The 21,727-nt window shown below is 64.0% G+C and carries 1 protein-coding gene (cut by a window edge); it reads right to left on the reverse strand.

The window, feature by feature from the left end; translation table 11 throughout:
* Window positions 1-21,634: the 5' portion of an LEPR-XLL domain-containing protein gene (locus tag ACP7D4_RS16900; protein WP_426210260.1), read on the reverse strand. Its footprint begins 15,491 nt before the window's first position; 21,634 of the gene's 37,125 nt are visible here — the first part of the coding sequence; its start codon is at window positions 21,632-21,634; its stop codon lies beyond the left edge, outside the window.
* Window positions 21,635-21,727: the final 93 nt, after the last annotated feature.

Consider the following 21,727-nt stretch of genomic DNA (forward strand, 5'->3'; position numbering starts at 1 on the left):
CGTTGGTGCGGATATTGATCGCACCGGTGGCCTTGGCTACGCCGTGCTCGTCGATCGTGTCGTTCAAGTCGCCGTCGTTGTTGAAGTCGATGCCGGCGGCAATTTCAGTAAAGATGTCGGTACGGTCGCCATCCTTGTTGAAGTCAAATTCCTGGCTGACGGTGCGCACGCCCTTGGCCATGATGGCCAGGGTGCCGATTTTGGCGGCGGCCACGCTGCCGTCGAAATGCAGGCCCTTGACGCTGATGGTGCCCGAGACGTTGACGTCTTCGCCGGCCACCAGTTCAAGGCGCGTGTTGGCCGAAAGCGTGCCGTCGATCGACAAGGTGCCGCCCGTTTCCAGGATCAAGGTGTCGGCCGCAATCGCGCCTGGCAGCAGCTTCGTGGTCTGGCCCAGGATGTCCGGGCCGAACAGGAAGTAGTCGCCGGCGCGGTATTCGATCAGTTCAGGCGCATTGAAGCCCGGCGTGGCGCTGATGCCGAGGAATTTGTAGAGGTGGATCACGTGCGCCGCATTGAAGGCGACGCCGCGCGAATATTCGACGGTTTCGCCGCTCGTGCGCGCGCTGACCAGCACGTCGGCGCCGGTAGAGACCAGGCGCACGGTGTCGCCGGCGATTTTTGCGTCCACGCCGGTGGTGCCGATGACGACGTTGTTCTCGTCGTGCAGCGTGACTTTGCCGGCGCGCAGTTCGCCCTGGGCCGTAATGCTGACCAGATTGCTACCGTTGGCGCTGACGCTGGTGGTGGCGTTGATGATGGACAGGCCGGCGGTCTGCTCGAGCGCGCCGTCAAATTCGGACAGTTCGATGTTGCCCGTGTCGGTGCGCGCGTCCAGTTCGCTGGCCGCAATTTCCAGGCCAATGATGCCGTTCGCCGCCGACAAGGTCAGCCGTTTGCCGACCAGGTCGACCCCGGTGTCGCTATAGGTCTCGGCAATCTTGCCGCCGATGGAGTCGAGCGTGATGTTGCCCGCCGAACCCACCTTGGCGCCCAGGCCAGCCGCGCCGGCTGCACTGTCAAGGTAAATGCCGGCCGATGCATGGCGCACCAGGATGTCGCCCTGGGCGGTGATGTCGATGTTGTTGCCGGCGCGGTTGGACGCCAGGCGCAGTTCGGCCACGTCAACCGCACCTTGGGCGTTGAGCGTAAAGGAGCCGTCGGCCACGGAAACGTTCTTGATGGTGAGCGCCGCGGCGCCCTGCGCAATGACCATGCTGCCGACGCCGGTGCTCGACACCGTCAGGCTGGCCACGTTGGTGGTCAAGGCAATCGCCCCGGCGCCGGTGACGATCAGTTCGTCGGACTTAATCAGGCCGCTGGCGTGCGTGATACCGCCCTGCACCGCCAGCGTGATGTCGCCGCGCCCGCCGGTCGACATATTATTCAGAACCAGGTTGGCGGTCGCCGTGCTGGCCTTGTACGTTGCGATATTAATATCATTACGGTCGCTCGAGCCCACCGTGCTAACCTGCTGGGCCTGCACGTCGCCAAAGGCGATCAAGTTTAATGCGCCGTCGGCCAGGCGGACGTCGGCCAGGATCAGGTCATCTTGGCTGGTCAGGTCCACATTGCCCGAACCGCTAGTGGCCAAGGTCAAGCTGGCCGTGTGCAGGTTGAGCGTAATGGCGTTTTCAGCGTGCGCGACGACCGCTGCGGCGGTGATCGCATTGTTGGCCTTGGCCACATCAAGCGCATGCACCACGGTGGCGTGGGTCAGCGGATCGATATCGCTCACCGTCATCGTCACGGTCGGCGAAATTTGCAGGATCGAACCGGCAGCTGCGTCCAGGTGAACAGTGGCGCTGGCCGTCAGCACGGCGCTGTCAAGCACGATGCTGCCGCCGTAGATGCCGCTGGTGAGGCGCAGGTCGCCGGCCGTGGCCGTGAGCGTGGTGTCGGCGTCGGCGTGGATGCCGCCGTCGCCGCTGTTGCCGGTGCCGGCGTCAATCACGATGGCGCCGGCCGTGATTGACCCTGACAGGTTGATGTCGCGGTCCGCGCCCAGCGTGACCAAGGTCAATACGGCATTGGCGCCGGCCGCGATGTCGCCGCCGACGACCATGTCGGCCGACGAATCGAGCCGCACGGTACTGGCAGTGCCGGTGGCGACAATCAGTGCCGAGTCGTGCAGCGTCAAGGTACTGCTTGCGTGCAGGTCGACGCTGGCGCCGGCCAGCACGGAGCCGACCTGGATGCCGTCGATGACGTTGCCGCGCACGGTAAGCTGGTTCTGGGCGTCGATGTCGAGCAGGCCGCTGGCCGTCAGCTTGCCGCTGACCTGGACCGCGCCGCCAGCGTCGATCATGATATTGGTCGCCTTGACCGTGTCGCCGCCGGCGTTGTCGAAGGCCTCGGTCTGGCTGGTTGCCACGGTCGTGAGCACCGTCTGCTGCTGGACAATGGCTTGCGTGCTCCAGACGTTAATCTTTTGCATCGTCACCACCGCCACGTCCTGGGTGCTGGTGGTGTACACCGCGCGCAGGCCGTTGACGTCGACGTCGTTGGTGGTTACTTTAAAAGTCAGCTGGTCGCGCCGATCCGTGATCTTGTGGTTGTCCGAGGTCCACGCATAGTCGTAGCTGGTGTTGGTGCCCGCCACCACACCATCGAGTTCCTTGCGGCCGATGATGTGGATGTACAGGTCGTCGCCTCCGCCGCCGTTCGCTTCGCTGCCGTAACGGTAATCGTTGGACGTGGTGATCCACTGGTACTGCTGCTTCCAGGTCGCGAAGTTGGCGCCGTTGAATACATCCGGCGCCCAGAAATCGTAGGCGTCCTCGCCGCCCGCGAACATGTACAGCAGGTCACGCTCCCAGTTGTGGTATTCGGAGCCGAGCTTCCAGATGTCGCGGTAAGTGTCGTAGTTCGACACGTGGCCCCACTCGGGCACTTCGTCCTCGTCGTCGTAGTCGCCCCAGCCGCTGCCATCATCGTTGTCGACCCAATGGCCGACCAGGTTGGTCCAGCCGCTCCAGTATTTGTAGGCGAACGCGTTGGCGTCGTACTCGCTGCCGCTCCAGGTCTGTACCAGCGTGGCGGTGTCGTTGCCAAGGATGTCGGCCCAGTTCTGGCTAGCGTAGATAACGTCGGTGAAGCGGTTGCCCTGGAATTCGTTGATGGCGTAGGTGTAGTTGCCGGCGTTGTAAGCGTCGGCGTCATCCGCGTAGTACTGCGCCTTGGCGCCCTCTTGCAGCGCCCAGTCGGCGGTGCGCACCAGCACCGTGGTGCTGGAGGCCGGCAAGCGGCTCGAAATATCGAACACGCGCGTGCCCGAACCCTGGTCGTAGTCCACGTCCCAGCGTCCGCGTCCGTCTTCCTGTTCGGCGTGCGGCAGCGTGACGGCCGGGAAGCCATTGACCGGATAGTAGTAGTCCGAATGATCCTGGTCGTACGAAACGCCGGCCGTATCCTTGTAGTGGCCCACGATCTCGCCCACGGCGCTGGCGGCATCGGTCCAGATGCCGTTGTCCTGGCCATCGTCGGTGGTGTCGCTGTAGTACTGCGGCACGCCGACCGAGGCGGCCGACAACAGGTCATTCTGGGCGCCCTTGGGCATCAGGATGTACTTGTCGTTCCAGCCCTCAAGGGCGATATGGTAGATCACCAGCGGCGTGGCCGCATCGGTCTTCCAGGTCGGCGCCCAGACGGTGTTCGGCTGCTGCACCCCGTCGACCGTGCTGTGGGTTTGCAAGTTGGTGGCGTTGAACGCGTACAGCGTCATGTAATGCGTCGAATTGAGCACGGCCTGGCGCTGCAGGTCGTTGAGCGAACCGAAGTCCTTGTAGGCGGTGCGTTCGGCAACCGTGGTCACCGCGCCCGTGGTCAAGCCTGGCGAAGTGGCCGAGGCCGGATGGCCCGGGGTGCCCGCATTCGACCAGACCACCTTGTCGTTGAAATAATCGATGCCTTCGATCAGGTACTCGCGGAACTGCTGGCCTTGCGGCGCGTTCGGGTTGTAGTAGCCGGTCTGCGACAGCGTCACATCCATGGTGTGGTTGGTGCTGCCGATTTTCACCGATTTGTCGCTGGTGTGCTCGGTGATCTGGGTCTGCACGTAAGAAATGACCGGCACATCGATCTGGCCGGTGATCACTTGCTGGTAGCCGGTGATGACGTTGAACGTCTGCGCTACCGTGTTGAAGGTCTCGACTGTCACTTCGCGCCCGGCGACGGCCGCGTCGGAGTTGACCGTGACGTCGCCGCCGGCCTTGATCGCCACCGAACCGTCGGCCAGCAATACGCCCTGGCCGTGGATGGTGATAGCGCCGCTTTGCAGTTCGGAGCGTGCGATCGCCCCTTCCATGCGCGCGCGCGTCCAGGACATGTCAACGCCCGCGTTCAATTCAATGGCGCCGTCCGATTGCAAATAGCCTGCCATATTCAGTTCGCTGCCGGCGTTGACCAGCAGGCGCCCTGCCGAGCCGCCCACGTGCACCGCCAATTGCGTGGCCGGATCCTTGTAGGTGATGCCGGCCTGGACGATGCCGTTCAGTTCGATGCGCGGCGCCGTCAAGTGCACCAGGCCGTCGGCCTTGATGATGGCGTCGTCGCGTTCCGCGCCCGGGGTCTGGTCCACGCCCGAGACCAGCAACTGGGTGCGGGCCTGGATGAAGACGTCCGAATTGATGCCGGTGGCGTACACCACGCTGCCCGACAGCACGCTGATGCGACCGCCCAGCAAGACCACGTGGTCGCGCACATTGATGTTACGCAGTACCACCACATCGCTGCCGGTGGACTGGATTTGCAGCAGGCCGACCTTGGCCTGGCCGAGGTTGGCCGGACCGGCCGCGTTCGGGTCGTTCTGGCCGACCACGCCTTGCACCAGCACGCCGTCGGTGGCGCTGACCATGATGGTGCCGCCGGCGGCGGTGTCCAGCGTGCCGCCGGAGACGTACTGCTTGGCGGCGTCCACGATCATGGTGTCGATCAACACGCCAATGCGGGTGGCGTCGGTGCCGCCGGTGATGGTCAAGGTCTCGTCCGCATGGACCAGGCCGTCGATCCATACCTGCGAGCGCGACAGGATGCTCACATCTGCGCCCTTGTCGCTGGCGGCGACCTGGCCCTTGAGCTGGATGTCGCCTTCGCCCTGCATCGACAGGAAGGCGTCCGCGCCGCCCGCCACTTCGCTCCACGCGCCTTCGCCGGTGGCGTCGGCCGTGACGGCGCTGCGGTTGGTCATCGAGAACGCCAGGCCCACTGCATTGACGCCCGCCTGGATTTGCAGGCGCCCGGTGCTGCGCAAATTGGCGCCGAAAGTGTCGTTGCCGATCACGATTTCGCGCGCGCTGCGCAGTTCCAGCGAAGCGCTCTTGCCGGTCCAGGTGGAGCTGTAGTCGGCCACGTGGAACGAGGCGCCGGCCAGCACGCTGCCGGCAATGGCGATGCGCTCGGCGCGCAGCGAAATGGCGCTGTTGTCGCCTTCCGAGTACAGCTTGGAGTCGGACGAGATGCTGAGCATGCCACCGGCGCGAACGTCCAGCAGGCTGTTGACGGCGATGATCACGCCGCCGGTGTTGCTCGCGGCGCTGCCGATGGCAAGCGCGCCGCCGGCGGTAATTTCAAGCCGCTGTCCGGCGCCCTGCATCAGCAGGCGCGTATTGTAGATGTCGATGTTGCCGCCGGCGGCCAGCGTCATGGAACCGGCCACGTCGATGGTGCCGTGCATGGCGATGCTGTCCACCGCAGTGACGGAAATGTCGCGCGTGTAGGCTTGCAGCGAGGCGCCGGTGGTTTTGATGGAACCGGTCAGGTCCACGTTCTGGCCCGACAGCACCAGGCCCAGCGCGCTCGACAGGCCGCCGTTGGCGGTGACCATCAAGGTGCCGGCGCTGGAACCGATTTGCAGCAGGCGCAGCTGGGCGCTGTCAACGCCGATCTGGCTGTCGATGATGACGTTGTTTACGCCATTGATCAGGATGCGGCCATTGGCGCCAAGCGAATTGAATTGCGCCGTATTGGTGGTCTGCACGCTCACTGCCCCCGCCTGCACCACGCTGCCGCCGTTGACGACGATGTCGCGCTGGGCGGTCAGGTCGCCGCGCAGTTCGACGCCGCCGGCGGCGTTGATGACGATGTCGGCATACGCACCGCGCGCGATCAGCGCGCCTTCCAGCACCAGGTGGCCGGTCGGGTTGAGCGTCATGCTGCCGCTCAGTGTTTCCAGTACGCCGGTAGCCGTCAGATTCACGTTCTGGTTGCCGCTGGCGCTGTTCGAAGCGAACATATTGATGCCGCTGTAGGCGCGAATCCAGCCCGAGACGGTAATTTCGCCGCCCGGCGCGTCGGCGCGCCCGAGGTTCACGACCGAGCCGCGCGCTGCCGCGTCAAGCGCAATGGTGCGCGCCGATTCGGTGGCGCCGGCGGTGGCAGCCGTGGCGGCCAGCTGGGTAAAGCCGAGCAGCTGCGCATTGCCGCCATTGGCCTTGGCCATGGTAAAGCCAAAGTTGCTGGTCAGTTGCAGACGGCTGTCCTGCAGACGGACCTTGAGCTGCGCGTCGCCAACGGTGGCGCTGCTGCCTACGGCGGGCGAACCGCTGGCGCTGACCGTGACGGTAAAGGTGGTGGCGGCAATGGCGGCCTGCAAGTCGGCAGCCAGGTTGACCGGGCCGGCATTGTCTTGCGTGTCGAGCGCATGCAGCGTCACCGTGCCTTGCACGGTATGGGTGCCAAGGTTGAGGGTGACGATAAACGAGACGTCCGACGCAATGTCGCCGCGGGCATACTGGGCAAAGTCGTCGGCGACGATTTCTTCGGTCCAGGCCGGGGTCAATACCGACAGGTCGCCCGAGGACGACAGGTTGATGACGCTGTTTTCCTGCAGTGTTTTGAGGTGCACGTTGCCCGACAGGACGATGCCTTCGTCGGCCCACGGCGACTGGACCGTGACGGCGCCGGTGCCATGGCCGCCGCGCACGTCGATCAGTGCGCCGGCGACCAGGTCGCGCCCCAGGCGGATCTGGCCATCGGCTTCGATCACGATGCGCGAAGCGCCGCTGTAGACGGTGGTGGTGCTGCCGAGCAGTTCACCGCGCGCGTCGTAATGGTCGACGACGTCGCCGCCGGCGACCAGCACGCCGTCGATCTGCGCGTCTTGCGCCGAATCGATGGTGATCATGCCGTCGGCGTTGCTGGTGGCGATGCGCGCGCCGCCCGGCATCTTGATGCCCACGCCGTCGCTGTTGCCCCCGCCATGCAGCGCAACGAGCGCGCTGGCACGGATGGTGGCGCCAATTTCCGCTGTTTCGCCAAAGGCGCCGCCAACCACTGGCACGACCGCGCCCAGGTACAGCTGGCCGCCGGCCGACAGGTTCACGCTCGAATCCTTGCCCGACCAGACGACCGCGCCGCCTTCGGAAATCGGCCGGTTCACGCCGCCCGACAGAATATGCCCGCCAATGCTGGCGTTGCCGGCAGCGGTCATGCTGACCAGGCCGCCGGAAACGCCCGAGGTGTTGCCTGCGGCCGTGATGCCGCCAGCCGTGGTGATGATGACCGAGTAACCGTTGTCGTCCGCGCCAAGCACACTTGTCGTGAGCAGCGACACTGCTTTGGAGGCGGACAAGGCCGAGTCGAGCAGGATCTGCTGGCCGGCCGTGACGCTGATGGTGGCGTCAGCCTTGTCCAGATGCAGGCCGCCCATATCGACCGAGCCGCCGGCAACCACCGAGCCGTGCAGCTCGACGTCCTGGCCGCCCTGCAGCACGATGCTGCTGCCGGCGCTGTTGGTGGTAAGGGTTGCCACCGCGTGCAGGTACAGACTGGTGCCTTGCGCATTGGCGCCGTGCAGGTTGGTGCCGTCGAGCGCCACGCCGCCTTGCAGCGTGATGTTGCCGCCGACGTTGGCAGTGCCTTCCCAGTAGGTGAAGCGGTCGGACTGGATCACCAGGTCCGAATGCGCGCCGGCCAGCGTAATGCTGCCGCGTACAATGGCGTCGCCGGCGCCGCTGACGACGAAATCGGCATTGTCTTGCAGCGTGATGATGGTGCCGGTGAGCAGGAAGCCGAAGCCTTGCTGGCCCAGCAGCTGGTGCGGCGCCAAAATCTGGATCTCGTCGGTCGCACCGTTATTGTCCGCGTCGTAGGCGTACACCATGTAAGCCGCGCCGCCGCTGCTGACGATCCAGCGCTCGTTGTCGGCCGCGCCTGTGGCGCCCCAGTTCAGCGCGCTGTTGCTGTAGTCGACCCCTTCGGCGAAGGCGGTGCGCACGCTGGCAGCGCCTGCGCCATCTTTGTGGAACACGGTCTGGGTGTCGCTGTAGCGCACAAAGCCGGCCTGGTCCAGGATGCGGAACTGCTGGGCCGCGCTCATTGCATCAAAGGCGGTGCCGGCCACGGGAATGGCCACGTCGCTCCAGCGCACTTCAGCGTTCTTGTAGTCCACGCCCTGCACGAAGCCGAGCTTGTATTGCTGGCCGGCGGACGCATCGGCGTCGTGATAGACCAGGCCATCCCAGCGCGCGTAGCCGAGCTGCGCGAGCACGCGCTCTTGCTGGGCCAGCGTGAGCACCTCAAAACCGGCATTCGCGGCCGGTTTGGCCACGCTGCCCCAGTCCAGGGTGCTGTTCTGGTAATCCTTGCCGGTGCCCTGCTCGAGCGTGAGCAAGACTTGCTTGCCGGCGGGAGCGCCCGCCTTGTACAGCACTTGCTGGTCCACTTCCGCGTAACCGAGCGCGTCGACAACGACTGCGCGCTGGGAAGCGCTGAGCTGCTCGAACGTGGCGTCGGCCCCTGGTGCGCGCACCCCGCCCCAGTCGATGCTGTCAATGTCGAAATCGGCGGCGGTGGCGGCAAATTCGGTGACCACTTGCAGGCCGGCGGCGGCGTGCGCGTTGTACCAGGTATTGCCTTCATACGTTTCGTAACCCAGGCTGGCGGCGACGACTTTCTTTTGCGCGCTCGACAGGCTGTCAAAAGCGGCGCCGTCGGCAGCTTTACCCGCACTGCCCCACAGCATGCTGGCGTTGGTGTAATCGGTAATTGGACCTTGGGTAAACGTGGTGACGACTTTTTTGCCAACGTCCGCGTTGTAATTGAAGTAGTTCTTCGGTCCCGTGCCCGCATCGAGGTAGGCGACGACAATCGCTTTTTGCGATGCAGTCAAGTCTGCGTAGCCGGCGTCGGCGTCCGGACGGACCAGGTTTGGCCACAGGTCGCCCGGCATGCCGTAGTAATCGAACACATAGCCCATGGCGTTGGCGGCCACGAGTTTTTGCGCGCCCGACAGCTGCGCGAACGTGGCGTTGGCCGCTGGTGCGGCAACGCCCGCGCCGGACCAGTCAACGCGCCCATTGCTGTAGTCGGCGCTGGCGCCTTGCACAAAGCCGGTCAGGAACTGCTGGCCGGCGGGAGCGTTCGCATTGAAATACACCATTCCGGTGTAGGCCGTGTAGCCTGCCTGCGAGGTCGCCTGCGCGCCTTCGGTCAAGCTGGTGGTAAAGCGGCCGGTGGCCGCGTTGTAGTAGGCGCCGCCTTCCACCGCGGTGTAGCCGAGCGACTCGGCAACGAGCGCCTGCGCCGCTGGCTTGAGCGAACTGAAAGGCGTGTAGTTCGACAGGCTCGAGACGCCCACGCTGTTGTCCAGCGTGACATGGCCGGCGGCAAACAGCGCGCGCAATTCGGCTGTCATCACCCCGCCGTTCAAGGCCGCGACCATGGCGGCGAACTGGCTCTTGTCGGTCAGTGCCGACAGCGTCTTGCCTGGCAAAGCGTTAAAATAGTCGGCGTAATTGTCCTGCGCGTCGCCCGACGAGAGCGTCATGGCGCCGCCCGCGGTCAGCGAGCCGGACAGCTTCATTTCGGCGCCCGACGACAGCGCCAGCGTGGCGCCGGCTCCCGTCAGCGTTGGCAGGGCAAACGCGTCGGCGCCAAACTTGGCGCCCGAGATGACGCCGCTGCCGGCGTCCAGGTGCATGTAGCCGCCCGCCGACAAGGTCACGGCGCTGCGCGCGCCTTCGGCGGTGACGACGCCGCCCTGGAGCACGGTCATGTTGGCGCCGGAAGTGACGCGCAGGACGGCGTCGCTGCCCCCTGTCTGCAGCAGCGCGGCGCTATGGATCGATTGGGAACCCGTGATCAGGATGCGGCTGCCGGCGTTGGTGCTCAGCACGCTGCTACCCTTGTCCATCTGGATGCTGGTAATTTCGCCTTCGTAGTTAACCAGCGCATTGGTGCCGGTGCTGGCCGAGACCGTGATCTGCACCAGGTCGTCGCCAACGATGTCGCCGGTGATGACGATCTGTTCGAGCGCATTGATGATGACGGCGCGCGCATGGATGCCCGAATCCGGGTCGCCCAGCGGATCGGCGCTGTTCTTGGCCTGCACTTCGAGCAGGCGGCTGTTGAGCGTGAGGGTGCTGCTCGACTGCACGTCGCCGACGATATTGATGCGGTCCGCATTCAGGCTGGCCACATCGTTGAACTTCGCCGAATAAACATGGCCGTTGACGGTCTTGTCTTCGATGTCGCCCACATACATGGCCACGCCGGCCAGGTTCTGGCCCAGCGTCACGGACGAGAAGCCGGTTTTCAGGGCCGACAGGTCGCCCAGGCCGAATTCAAAGTTGCCCGTCGCGCCCAGCGACGAATACTCGAAGCCGTACGGCGTCTGAGCCGCGCCGCCGATATGGTAGTTCTGGTTGGCGGACGTTGCATGCAGGACCAGCGCGCCGGTGCCGCTGACCTGGTCATTACCGGAAAGGAAATCAATATCATCGGCCACGATGGCAATTGCGCCACCGCTGCCGGTCGCGATGACGCCAGCTTGCAGCGTGAACAGTGCTTCGCGCCCTGCCAGCGCCACGTCGATCGCGCCGTGCGCGGCAACCAGGCCGGCGCCGCCCACGTTCAGGCTGTCCGCTTCGCGCACCACGATATCGTTAAAGCCGGCCGTACCGCGGTTGACCACGGTCAGTTCGGCCAGCTCGGTGTTGAGCGTGCCCTGCACGCCGGCAGCGGTGATGCTCACCTGCGACTCGGCGCCGATCAGGGTGGCGCCGCGCACGTCGACCAGGCCGGCGGCGCTCAAGAACATGTCGGTCGCGCCCCAGCTTGCGCCATTGACGCTGCTGATGCGGCTCACGGCCGCGTTGTCGGTAATTTCAATGCGGTCCAGGCCGTCGTTGAAATCGATCACGCGCTGGTCGATGCGCAGCTGTTCCTGATTGCGGGAAATCGCCGTGGTGGAGCTGATCGGCGCCAGGATCAAGCGGTCGAAACCGGCGCCGCCGGCCACTTTGGCGTAACCGTCGCCGCTCATGAAGATCAGGTCGTCGCCATCGCCCGCGTCGATGGTGTCGGTGCCCGTGCTGGTGATGCGGTCGTTGCCCGCGCCGGTAAACAGCACGTTGGCGCCTGCGCCCATGTCGACGATGTCGGCCGCGCTGTTGCCCACGAAGCGGTCATTGCCCGCGCCGCCAAGGTAGGTAATGCCGTTGGTGAAGCCGCCGACGAATTCGTCGTTGCCGTCGCCGCCCTTGATGATGCTGTTCTTGCCCCCGCCAATGATGGTGAAGCGGTCCTTGCCGGCGCCGCCGTCAAAGAACAGATCGGCCGTCACGTCGTCGCCGACATAGATGGAATCGTTGCCGCTGTCGCCAGTGGCGAAAATTTTCGTGACGCCGGTGTATTCCTTGACCACGCCGAGCGACTCGACGCGCAGCACGCCGGCGTCGTTCTGGTTGATCTGGTAAGTCTCGTTGGTGGTCTCGTCGTACAGGGTGCCGCTGCCATAGCGGCCTGAGGTGTCGCCCATGCTCAGGTACAGCTCGTTGCCAACCTGGGTGGCAATGCGCGGAGCATCGCCCCAGCTCCAGAAGTAATCGGCCGAGACGCTGATGCCGACGATGGTCACCGAGGCGGCCAGGTGCGCGCTGGCCGGCGTCAGTTCGATCAGGCCGGAGAAGCCAGCCAGGGTTTCATGGATGCTGAACAGCCCCATGTCGATGGAAAGGTCCAGCGAGCCGTACACGCTGGCCGCAATCAGGGTGTTACTGATCGTCAAGGACATGCCGGCGGTCAGCTCGAGCGGGCCCATGTCGACAAAAATCTTGGCCGCGCCCGTGATTTCAAAGTCGCCGTCGGACTCAATGTAGCCGCCCACGTCGACCGTCAGGAAGCCGAAGAAGTCGAGACTGGCATCGAGTTCAAGACGGAATACGTCATTGGTGACGCTCATGCCGCCGTGGAAGTCGATGTCAAAGGCGAGCACGTGCAGCTTGCCGTCCAGCTCCAGGTTGAAGGTGGTGCCGGCCTTGACGCCCACGTAGTCGGTGGTGTCGCTGGTGTTAATTTCCAGGATCGCGCCAGCCTTGATGCCGATCACGCCCGTGCCGATTTCAATATTCGTTGCCAGGCGCAGCGCAAAGACCATGCCTTCGTCGGCATTGATAAAGGCAATGCCGCCGGCCACGTCGATGGTGCCCAGTTCGCCCAGTTCCAGCGACAGCGCCGCCTGCGCCGTCAGGCCGGTCTTGTTGATGGTCAAGTCGAGCGAGCCTTCCAGGTTGACCGCGCCGCCCGCCAGGCTGATGCCGGCGTTGCCGGCAATGTGCAGCGACTGCGCCGCCAGCTGGGCGTTGACGAAGCCGGCGCCGGCCGTGTTAATGGCGCGAACCGTCTGCACGCTGGAGGTGGTGTTCACCTGCAGCAGGAAGTGACCGGTCACTTCAAACACGCCGCCATCCATCAGAACGGAGTTTGGCCCCGCGCCGCCTACTTCAAAGGCGCCGTACACGCCGCCCGAAATGATGCCCAGGGTACCGGTCACTTGCAGCGGCTTGATCATTGGCAAGTCGAGCGTGGCTTCGGCCGACAGCTCCATGCCGGTTTCGGAAATGATGACGCCAAAGCTGCCCTGCAGCGTGAGCGCGTCGTCCATCAGCGACAGTTCGCCCGCGCCAAACAGGCCCACGTACATGCCGGTCCAGTCAGGTTTGCCCGGCGGCGTGGCCGAAATCGTGTATTGATTGTTGTCGAAGTGGACGGTATCGCGGAACTGTACCGGCACCGTGTACGTGACGTCCTGGCCGGTGGTGTTGAGCACCAGTTCCAGGTTCGCGTCCAGGCGCACGGCGGCGCCCAGGTCGACGCCGGTGGCCATCTGCATGCGCAGCGCAACGCCGGCCGAGGTGATCGACAACAAGCCCGTGGCGTGGGCGCTAATGGCGACCGCGCCGCTGCCGACCGACGCGTCGACGTCGGCAAAGATGGTCAGGCCGCTGGTGTCGGCGGTGATGTCGAACACGCCATCCATATGGACCAGGCTGAACATGTCGAGCTTGGCCTGGCCGGAGACGCGCAGGAATTGGTTGGTGTAGTTCAGCACCACCGGCTCAAACGGATTGCCGGTCTCGATCGCGTAACCGGCGTGCACCACCTGGTTCGGATCGGTCCAGGTGCTCTTTGAAAAATCGATGGTGGTGGCGGCAAAGGTCACGCCGGCGCTGTTGTACGACACATTGCCCGCGGCGTCGCGGGTAAAGCCGGTCGCGAGCGTCGCGCGCAAGCCCGTGTTCAGGTTCAATTCCAGGTCTTCGGCTTGCAGCGTGGCGCCGTTGATGCCCACCAGGCCGATCATGTCGATGTCGGCGTCGGCGGCAATGTAGACGCCCACTTTCAAGCCCGACACGCCAATGACCAGTTCCTTGGCCACGACCAGGCCCAGGTCCAGGTCCTGGATGGCCAGGCCGACCGCGCTAGTGTTGGGAGTATCGCGCTCGGTGATGCGATGGTCGCCGTCGGTGTCTTGCCAGTAGGCGCCGGTGCCGATGAAACCATAGGCGTCGTTGATGCCAACGGCCAGCGACGTGACGGTGGTGGTCTCGCCATTCGACAGCGTGACCGTTTCCGTACCGCGCTTGGTGAACGCCATCGAGGCGGACAGCTGGACGAAGCCGGCCAGGTTGATCTGCGCGTAGCCTACCTTGGCCTGCACGATTTCGCTGGCAAAGTCGAGCAGCACCACATTGTCGCCGCCCGCAGGCAGCGCGTAGGCGCCGCCGGCAAAGCTGGTCGCAAAATTCACCGACGGCGGGCCGAACGCTTGCAGCACCGCGTTGCCAATCGGGCCCAGACCCGGCACGTAAGCGGTGTTGATGTTGATCGTGATGTCTTCGGCGCGCACGCTCATCAGAGCCGGGTCGACCCCGACCAGCATGGCGCTGTCCACGTGCGCCTTGGCGGCAATGAACTTGGGCACCAGGTTCTCGCCGCCGGGAATCAGGCCGGCCAGCGTTGGCGTCATGATGGCTAGGCCAAAGTCGACATTGTCGATCACCAGGCCAATGGCGCCTTGATTGATGTTGTCGAGCAGGCCATCGTGATCGGCGTCCGGGCCGTAGCGGTACGGGCCGCCCACGCCGGCAAAGCCGGTCAGGTTGGCACCGCCCAGCGTCATGAATTCCACTTGCAACGGCATTGGCTGGCCCGGCGTGGAGCCGGCGATCACGGCGCCAAGGTCGTCGGCCAGATTTTGCAGGCCGCCCAGGTCAACGTCGACGATATGGCGCTCGCCCTTGCGGAAGGCCAGCGAGCCGCGCAGGCTCAAAAACTCCGATACCTGGATTTCGGCCATGCCGATATCCAGGCCAATCAAGTCTTCACCGTTCATGTTCAGGTACACCGGCTGGCCGCCGGTACGCACTTCAAAGCCGGCCGGACGATTGGCCTGGGCGTTGGCCGGGAAGCTGGCCGCAAAGTCCGCGGTCGAGCGCATCGCGCCGCCAAACAGCTTGCCGCCACTGTTCACCTCAATGGTGATGTCCTGCGCCGAGAGTTTCAGCACGTCGCCAAAGCCGTAGGTGGTCAAGGCGTCCGCGTGCGCGTACAGCGAAAAGAAATTCTGGGCCTTGAAGAAGTCCGGCAGGTCGGCCTTGAAGACGGACAGGCCGACATCGATGCCTTCCATCGAGAAGCCGACCAGTTCATCGGCATTGCTGATGATGAGTTTACCGGCATGCGCCGGGTCTTCCACATAGTCCGGGTTGCCCAGACCGACAAAGGCGTACACGTTGGAGGCGCCAAACGACAGACCCTTGAAGCCCACGTTGTCGATGCGCGAATAGTCGGCCGAGACATCGCCCACAAACTTGAGCATGTCGATCACCGAGCCGTAGGCCGGCGGCAGCGACGCCTTGAGCAAGTCTTCGACCAGGCCGATTTCCGCCGGCAGGCCGGTGTACATGGTGCCGGTGAAGGTTTCGCCGACGTTGAGCTGGAAGTCGCCGCGCAGGTGCACGAAGTCACCCAGGTTCAGCGAAATGTCTGGAAAATCGATGCTGCCGAACAGGTTCAAGCCAAAGTTCGGATCAAAGCCGATCGACAGGTCGAAGTTCTTGACGAAGTCGAGCGCGCCCTTGAGGAAGTCCAGGTTCGGCGAGAACGATGGCAGCAGGTCGCCCAGGCCGGCCAGGCTGATGCTCGGGAAAAAGCCGATGCCGGGAATCGACGGCAAGTTGAAGTTGAAGTCGAAACTGGCGTCGAAATCGAACAGGTCGAACAGGCCCAGGTGGGCGTCCAGGCTGATGCCGATGGTGTTGCTGTTAAAGTCGAGAAATTGCGGTACGCCGGCGCTGCCGGTCGGGACCAGCAGCTTGCCGCCGGCCATGGTAGTGTAATCGAGATAGACCGTGGGCGCAGGATTGCCGCCGATGGTAGCCGCGTTGATGTGGAAAGCGAGGTTGTCCGCTTCCAGCTCCAGGAACGGATCGGTGCCGACCAGCTTGGCCGAAGCGGCAGTGGCCGTCACGCTGTAGAAATTCACGCCTGGCAGCGACAGGCCCGGGGCGATTTCGGGCGTGACCATGGCCAGCACAAAGTCGAGGTCTTCGATCGTCAAGCCGATGGCGTCATCATTGGTCGGGTCGTTCAGGTCGATGACGTCGTTGTCGTCGGTGAGCGAATCGGTCCGGTACGGCCCGTTGATGCCGGCAAAGGCGTACACGTTTTTGCCCGACACGATCAAGGCGTTGCCCGAGCCGATGATTTCAACGCCGGCAGCATTGAAGCCGACATTTTCAATGGTCTTTTTGGCAAACGAGAAGCCGCCCTGCAGCGTCAGGATGCCGGCCACGCTGGCGTAGGCATTGCCGGTCGAGGCTTCCAGCACGCTGTTACTAAAGTCGAGCAGCATGGTTTCACCGCCGCCGGTGGCCACGTTGTAGCCGGCGCCTGGCGCGGTGCTGCCGCGGGTGAAGTCACCGATCAAGCCGGTGGTGTTCGACATGTTGATGCCGACGTTCAAATCCTGGATGTCGAACTTGATGAAGTCGCCAAAGCCGGCGAAGCTGACGCCGTCGGCATGCGCCTTGACGGCGGTGAACTTGGTGTTGGCCGGGACCAGTGGATGGTCCAGGTCGAATTTGGTGTTGAGGATGGCGATGCCGAAATCGAGCTTGTCGATCACCAGGCCAACCGCATCCGGATTGACGCTGTCGTTGGCGTCGATGACGTCGTTATGGTCGCTGTCGATAAAATACGGGCCGTTGATGCCCACGAAGGCGTGCAAATTGCTGCCGCCAATTTCAATGCTCGACGCATGCACGTCGTCAAACGTCACGCCCAGAGCGCCCTTGACGGAAATAGTGGTGTCGAGCGCGCGGCGGAACGCGAAATTGCCCGTCACTTGCAAAAATTCCGATACCTGCAGCACGGCGTTGGTGACGCTGGCGGCCATCATGGCGCCAGGGCCGAAATCGATGACGACCGGGTCGCCACCGGTTTTCACTTCCAGGCCGCCGGCAAAGCTCGACGCAAAATTGATTACCGGGCGCTTGTTGGCAAGACCGGTCCAGCCGGCGCTCCAGTTCAGCTCAATCGTGGCCTGGTGGCCCGAGAGCTGGAAGTCGTCGCCGCCACCGACCAGCGCCACTTCGCCGGCGCTGGCCTTCAAGGCGGTAAAGCTTGGTAGCTTCAGGTTGGCGTTTACGGCCGTCATGATCGACAGGCCCATGTCGACATCCTTGATCGCCAGGCCATAGACGTTGTCCTGCGCGCTTAACGGCAGGGCCGAATCGAAGTCCGGAATGCCATAGCCGATGAACAGGTTGACGTTGCTCATGCCGACGTTGAGGGTCGATACGTCGACGCCGGTGAGCGTGGTGCCATCGTCGGATACGTCCACGCCCAGCAGTTCGAGGCGCTCGAGCGTTGGCAGCGCGTCAAGCTCGCTGCGGCGAACGCCGGTGTCGATATTGACGATATGGCGCTCGCCCCGTTCAAAGGCGAAGCTGCCCTGCAGCCACACGAACTGGTCGATGCCGAGCGTCGCCTTGGCCACTTCGACCGCAGTCTTGCCGTTGTCGTAGTCGATGATGACTGGTGCGTTGCCCGTGGCAACCGACAGGCCGCCGGCGCCGTAGGTGCTGGTAAAGTCGACGTAAGCGTGGGTCTTGGTGCCGGCCCAATTGACGCCGCTGTTGGCGCGTACGCTGATGCCTTCGGCTTCCATGGTCAGGAAGGACAGACCCTTGAAGGCCAGTTCATCGGCCGTGGCCGACAGCGCCCACAGGCGCGGCACGATATTGCGCGCATCCTTATAGACCACCAGGCCCAGGTCCAGGTTTTCCAGCACCAGGCCCACCGCGTCTGGCGAGCGCACGTCGGTGCCGTCGACAAAATACGGACCTGCGCCAACGAACAGCTTGACGTCCGACAGGCCCATCGTGAACGAACTCATGGACAGATTGTTGATGCGCGAGAAATCGTTGGCAGCGACTTCACCGGTGGCCACCAGCGGCGCGAGCTTGAGCGCGCCTTCCGGCGATGCTGCGCTAAATCCGGTGACGATGTCGACCTGCACGCCGGTCGCTTTTTCAAGCGCGAAGCCGCCTTCGATATGGAAAAAATCATCGATCTTGATCAGCGCGTGCACCACTTCCACGCCAATCATCGAGCGTGTGTAGTCAAGCACGATCGCGTCGCCACCGGTGGCAACCTGCATGCCGCCGTCGCCGAAGCTGGAGACAAAATCGACATACGGCGCGACCGTCAGGCCGCGCCAGTTGCTGCCCTTGTTGAGCGACATGGTCAGGTCGTCGATCTGCAGCTGCATGAAGCCCCAGTCCACGTCCAGCGGATGGGCCCAGTTGGCTTTCATGGCGTACATGTTCGGAATCACGCGGGCCGCGTCGACGGTTTTTGACGCGTGCATCATGACGAAACCGATATCGATTTCATCGAGCGTAAACAGCGGGTCGCCCGCATTGCCTACGATGATGCTCACGTTCGATGCGCCAAAGCTGATCATGTCGACCGGCAGGTCGTCGAACTTGGCGTTGTCGGCCGAGAGATAACCGTCGGTCTTGAAGTGCGCCAGGCTGGTGGCCAGGCTGGCATACGCGCCGGTCAAGTTGGCCGGCAGGCCGGTCATGACGTCAACGTCGATGCCGGTGGTCTTTTCAAAGGCAAAGTCGCCGCTGATCTGGAACATATCGCCGACGTTCAGCAACGCATCGTTGAGCGTGACGCCGATGAAAGCCTTGCTGTAATCGATGAACAGCGGGTCGCCCGCAGTGACCGGGATTTGCAGGCCGCCGGCAAAGCTGGAGGCAAAGTCCACGTACGGGTGGATCAGGGACGCGTCGGCCCAGGCGCCACCCTGGTTGACGTCCAGCGTCAGCTGGTCGATCTGGAACTTGAACAGGTCCATGTCGACATTGACGGGCGAATCCCAGATCACTTTCATGGCAAAAAAGTTCGGGATCACGCTGTTCGGGTCCGCCAGCAACGTGGAATTCATCAGCACCAGGCCGATGTCGATATTGTCGAGCGTAAAACCAAGGCGGTCCGGGTTGACTACCTCGTTGGCGTCGAACAGACCGTTGTTGTTGGTATCGATGAAATAAGGGCCGAGGCCCGCAAACACGTCAACATCGGTGGCCGACAGCAGCAGCGTGGACACTTGCAAGTCTTCGATCCGCTTGTGATCGGCGGACAGGCCGTCGACCTTGTCGAGGCCGGCCTTGATCGCCGCGTTCGCGCCGACCGGGTAGCTGTTTGGCAAGCCCGTGACGACGTCCACGTCGGTGGTGGCGCTCTGTTCAAGATACAGGCTGCCGCTGATGTAGACGTAGTCGGAAATGGCCAGCGTGGCGCGGCCGATCGACACTGCCGTCAGCGCGCCCTTGGCGCCGTCGAAATCGAGATCGACATCGGTGCCGGGACCAGTCAAGACTGTGACCGGCGTGGCGGCAAAGTCGACTACCTGGCCGCCAACAAAGTTGGCCTTGTTAATTTCGATGGTGATGTCGGTCGCGGCCAGTTTCAGGGCCTCGAGGCCGACAAATTCGGCGCTGCCAGCTTGCGCCTTGAGCGCGGTCCAGCTGTGCGCAGGCGTGCCCTGCTCGCTCATCAATACCAGCGCCAGGTCGAGCTCCGTCATGCTCAAGCCAAGCGCGTCGCCGGAACCGGCGCCGGCCCCGGCGCCGGCGAACACGTCGGCGTCGCTCATGCCAAAGGTCAGTTGATCGACCGTGACGGTGCTGCCGTCGGCCAGCTTGACCTGCACGCCTGCCATGCGGCGCACCGCAAGGTTGCCGCTGGCCTGGACAAAGCTGCCAACCTGCAGGCTGGCGCCGCCAACGGCCACTTCTTGCAGCGACGCAACCAGGCCGGCGCCAAACACGTAGTCCAGGCCGCCGGCGTGGATGGTGGTGGCGCTGGCGTCAAGCGCGGTGTTGTTGTAGCGTACCGTCACGCTGTCGGCCGTGAGGCCAATGGCGCTGCCCAGCTGGGCGGCGAGCGAACCGGAAGCTTCCAGCACGGTGCCCGCTGCGTTGATGTGCATGCCCAGCGTGGCGCCGGCAACACCAATGCCGTAGCCGCCGGCGCCCATGCTGGCGCTCACGTTCTTGGCAATCACGGCCATGGAGCCGTCGCCGCTATCCTTGGCAAAGGCGAAGTCGCCGGCCACGTCCAGCACGCCGCCGATGCCGGCGTGCAGGCCGAGCACGCTGGCCTGCAGCGCCACATTGGCGCCCAGTTGGCCGAAGGTGTACGAATAGTCGCCCGCAAAGTCGAGCGTGCGCCCCGTCAGGTCGCTGCCGGTTTTATTCAAACGCAGTGCGGCGGCGTCAGCGGTGACGTTGGCAAATGCGCCGCCCGTCAGGCTGAGCGCGCCGCTGCCTTCAAACGCATAGCCGCCGTCTCCCGCCAGCACCAGGCCAAAGGCGCCGTCGGCTAGGCCGATTGCCACGCCGCCGGCGGCAAAGCCGGCCACCACATGGTCGCCGGCGATCAGTACTTCGCCGCCGACCACGGAAACGCCCAGGTCCGCTTCAAGCGCCAGGGGGCCCATCGCCAGTGAAGCATGGCCCGATACCAGCAGGTATTCGCCGGCGCTGCCGTCGTCATTGAAGGTGGTGCCCGCGATCGACAGTGGATTGGTCGACAGGTCGAGCGTGGTGGTGTTGTCGCCGCCATTGGCAAGCGTGCCCGTGCCAAAGGACAGGTCAAATGCGAGGTTGGTCGCAGTGATGGTCAAGCCGTTGACGCCGACAATGCCCACGCTGCCGATGGTGCCTTGCGCCAGCACCCAGCCGTAGCTGCCGCCGGCAGAAGGCTCGACGAACGCGACGCTGACGTCGGCGTCGTGCACGGCCAGGCCGACCGCGCCCGGCGTGGCGCCAGGGCCGCCCACGCCGATGAAGCCTTCGGCGTCGGTGAAGCCGATCAACCAGGCGTGCGCGGCAATCACCTGGCCGGTGACCGGATCGGTGACGGATTCGTCGGTGTAGTCGATGCTGATCTGGCCGTCGAGGAACAGGTTGCCGTTCAGGTTGAGCGAACCGCTAAATTCAAGCGGAGGAATGCTCGGGAAGTAGCCTTTGCTGAGGAAGTAGCCGACGCCGTCGGCCATGTCGCCGCCGACCATGTCGATCAAGGAATGGGTCAACGGGTCGAGCACGTGGGTGATCAGTTTCAGCGAGTGGGCGTCCTGCACCAACTCGAAGAAAATATTGTCGTCCGCCTGCACCAGGCCGGTCGCTTCGCTGAACTGCCCCACGGCCGTGCCGAAGGTCATGAATTCGAAGACCTGGCCGTCGGTCGGCTTGTAGCCATTCCACAAACTCACTTCGAGCTTGCCGTCCAGCGTGGACAGGTTGGCCACGTTCAACTGATCGTAACCGGTGCCGGGCGCAGCGCCGCCCAGCTCGATTTGCAGCGTGGCCGTCGACGTTTGCATGTAGTCGCTGACGTTTTGCATGCCGGGCGAATAGCCGGGCGCCACGGTGCCGGTGTTCAGGATCGACACATTCATCGTCCCGCTTCCCTTGAGCACGTCGTTGGCGGCGACCGAGAACTCGGATGCCATCGTGGCGCCGTTCTGGGCCAGCTTGGCAAGGTCGAACAGGTGCGGGTCGGCCAGGTCCAGGCGCGGGGCCGTGGAGGCGGCCAGCACCTGGTCGACCAGCGCGAAGCTGACCGGTGCCGAACCGTAGGTGCCGGTCTGCGCCGCCTGGTAGGCGTCGAGCAAGGCCCCGTCGTGCCGGGTTTCATCGGGGAGGATCAGGTGGGCCAGGCCCATGATCGGATCGGCGGACAACAACACCCTGGGCTCCAGGGCCTCAACACGAAAAGCGTCACGCAGTTTGGAAACTTGCTTTTTGAGTCGTTTGGTCATGTTGAGCATTGTCGAGCTTTCGTCATGTTGTCCACTGGCCAAGTTGGCGAGCGGCTGGCGCTTCTGGTTGCGAGCTTGGTCAAATTCCGGACGCGGCTTCGC

The organism is Massilia sp. TWP1-3-3 (assembly GCF_049897805.1).
Lineage (GTDB): Bacteria > Pseudomonadota > Gammaproteobacteria > Burkholderiales > Burkholderiaceae_D > Telluria_A.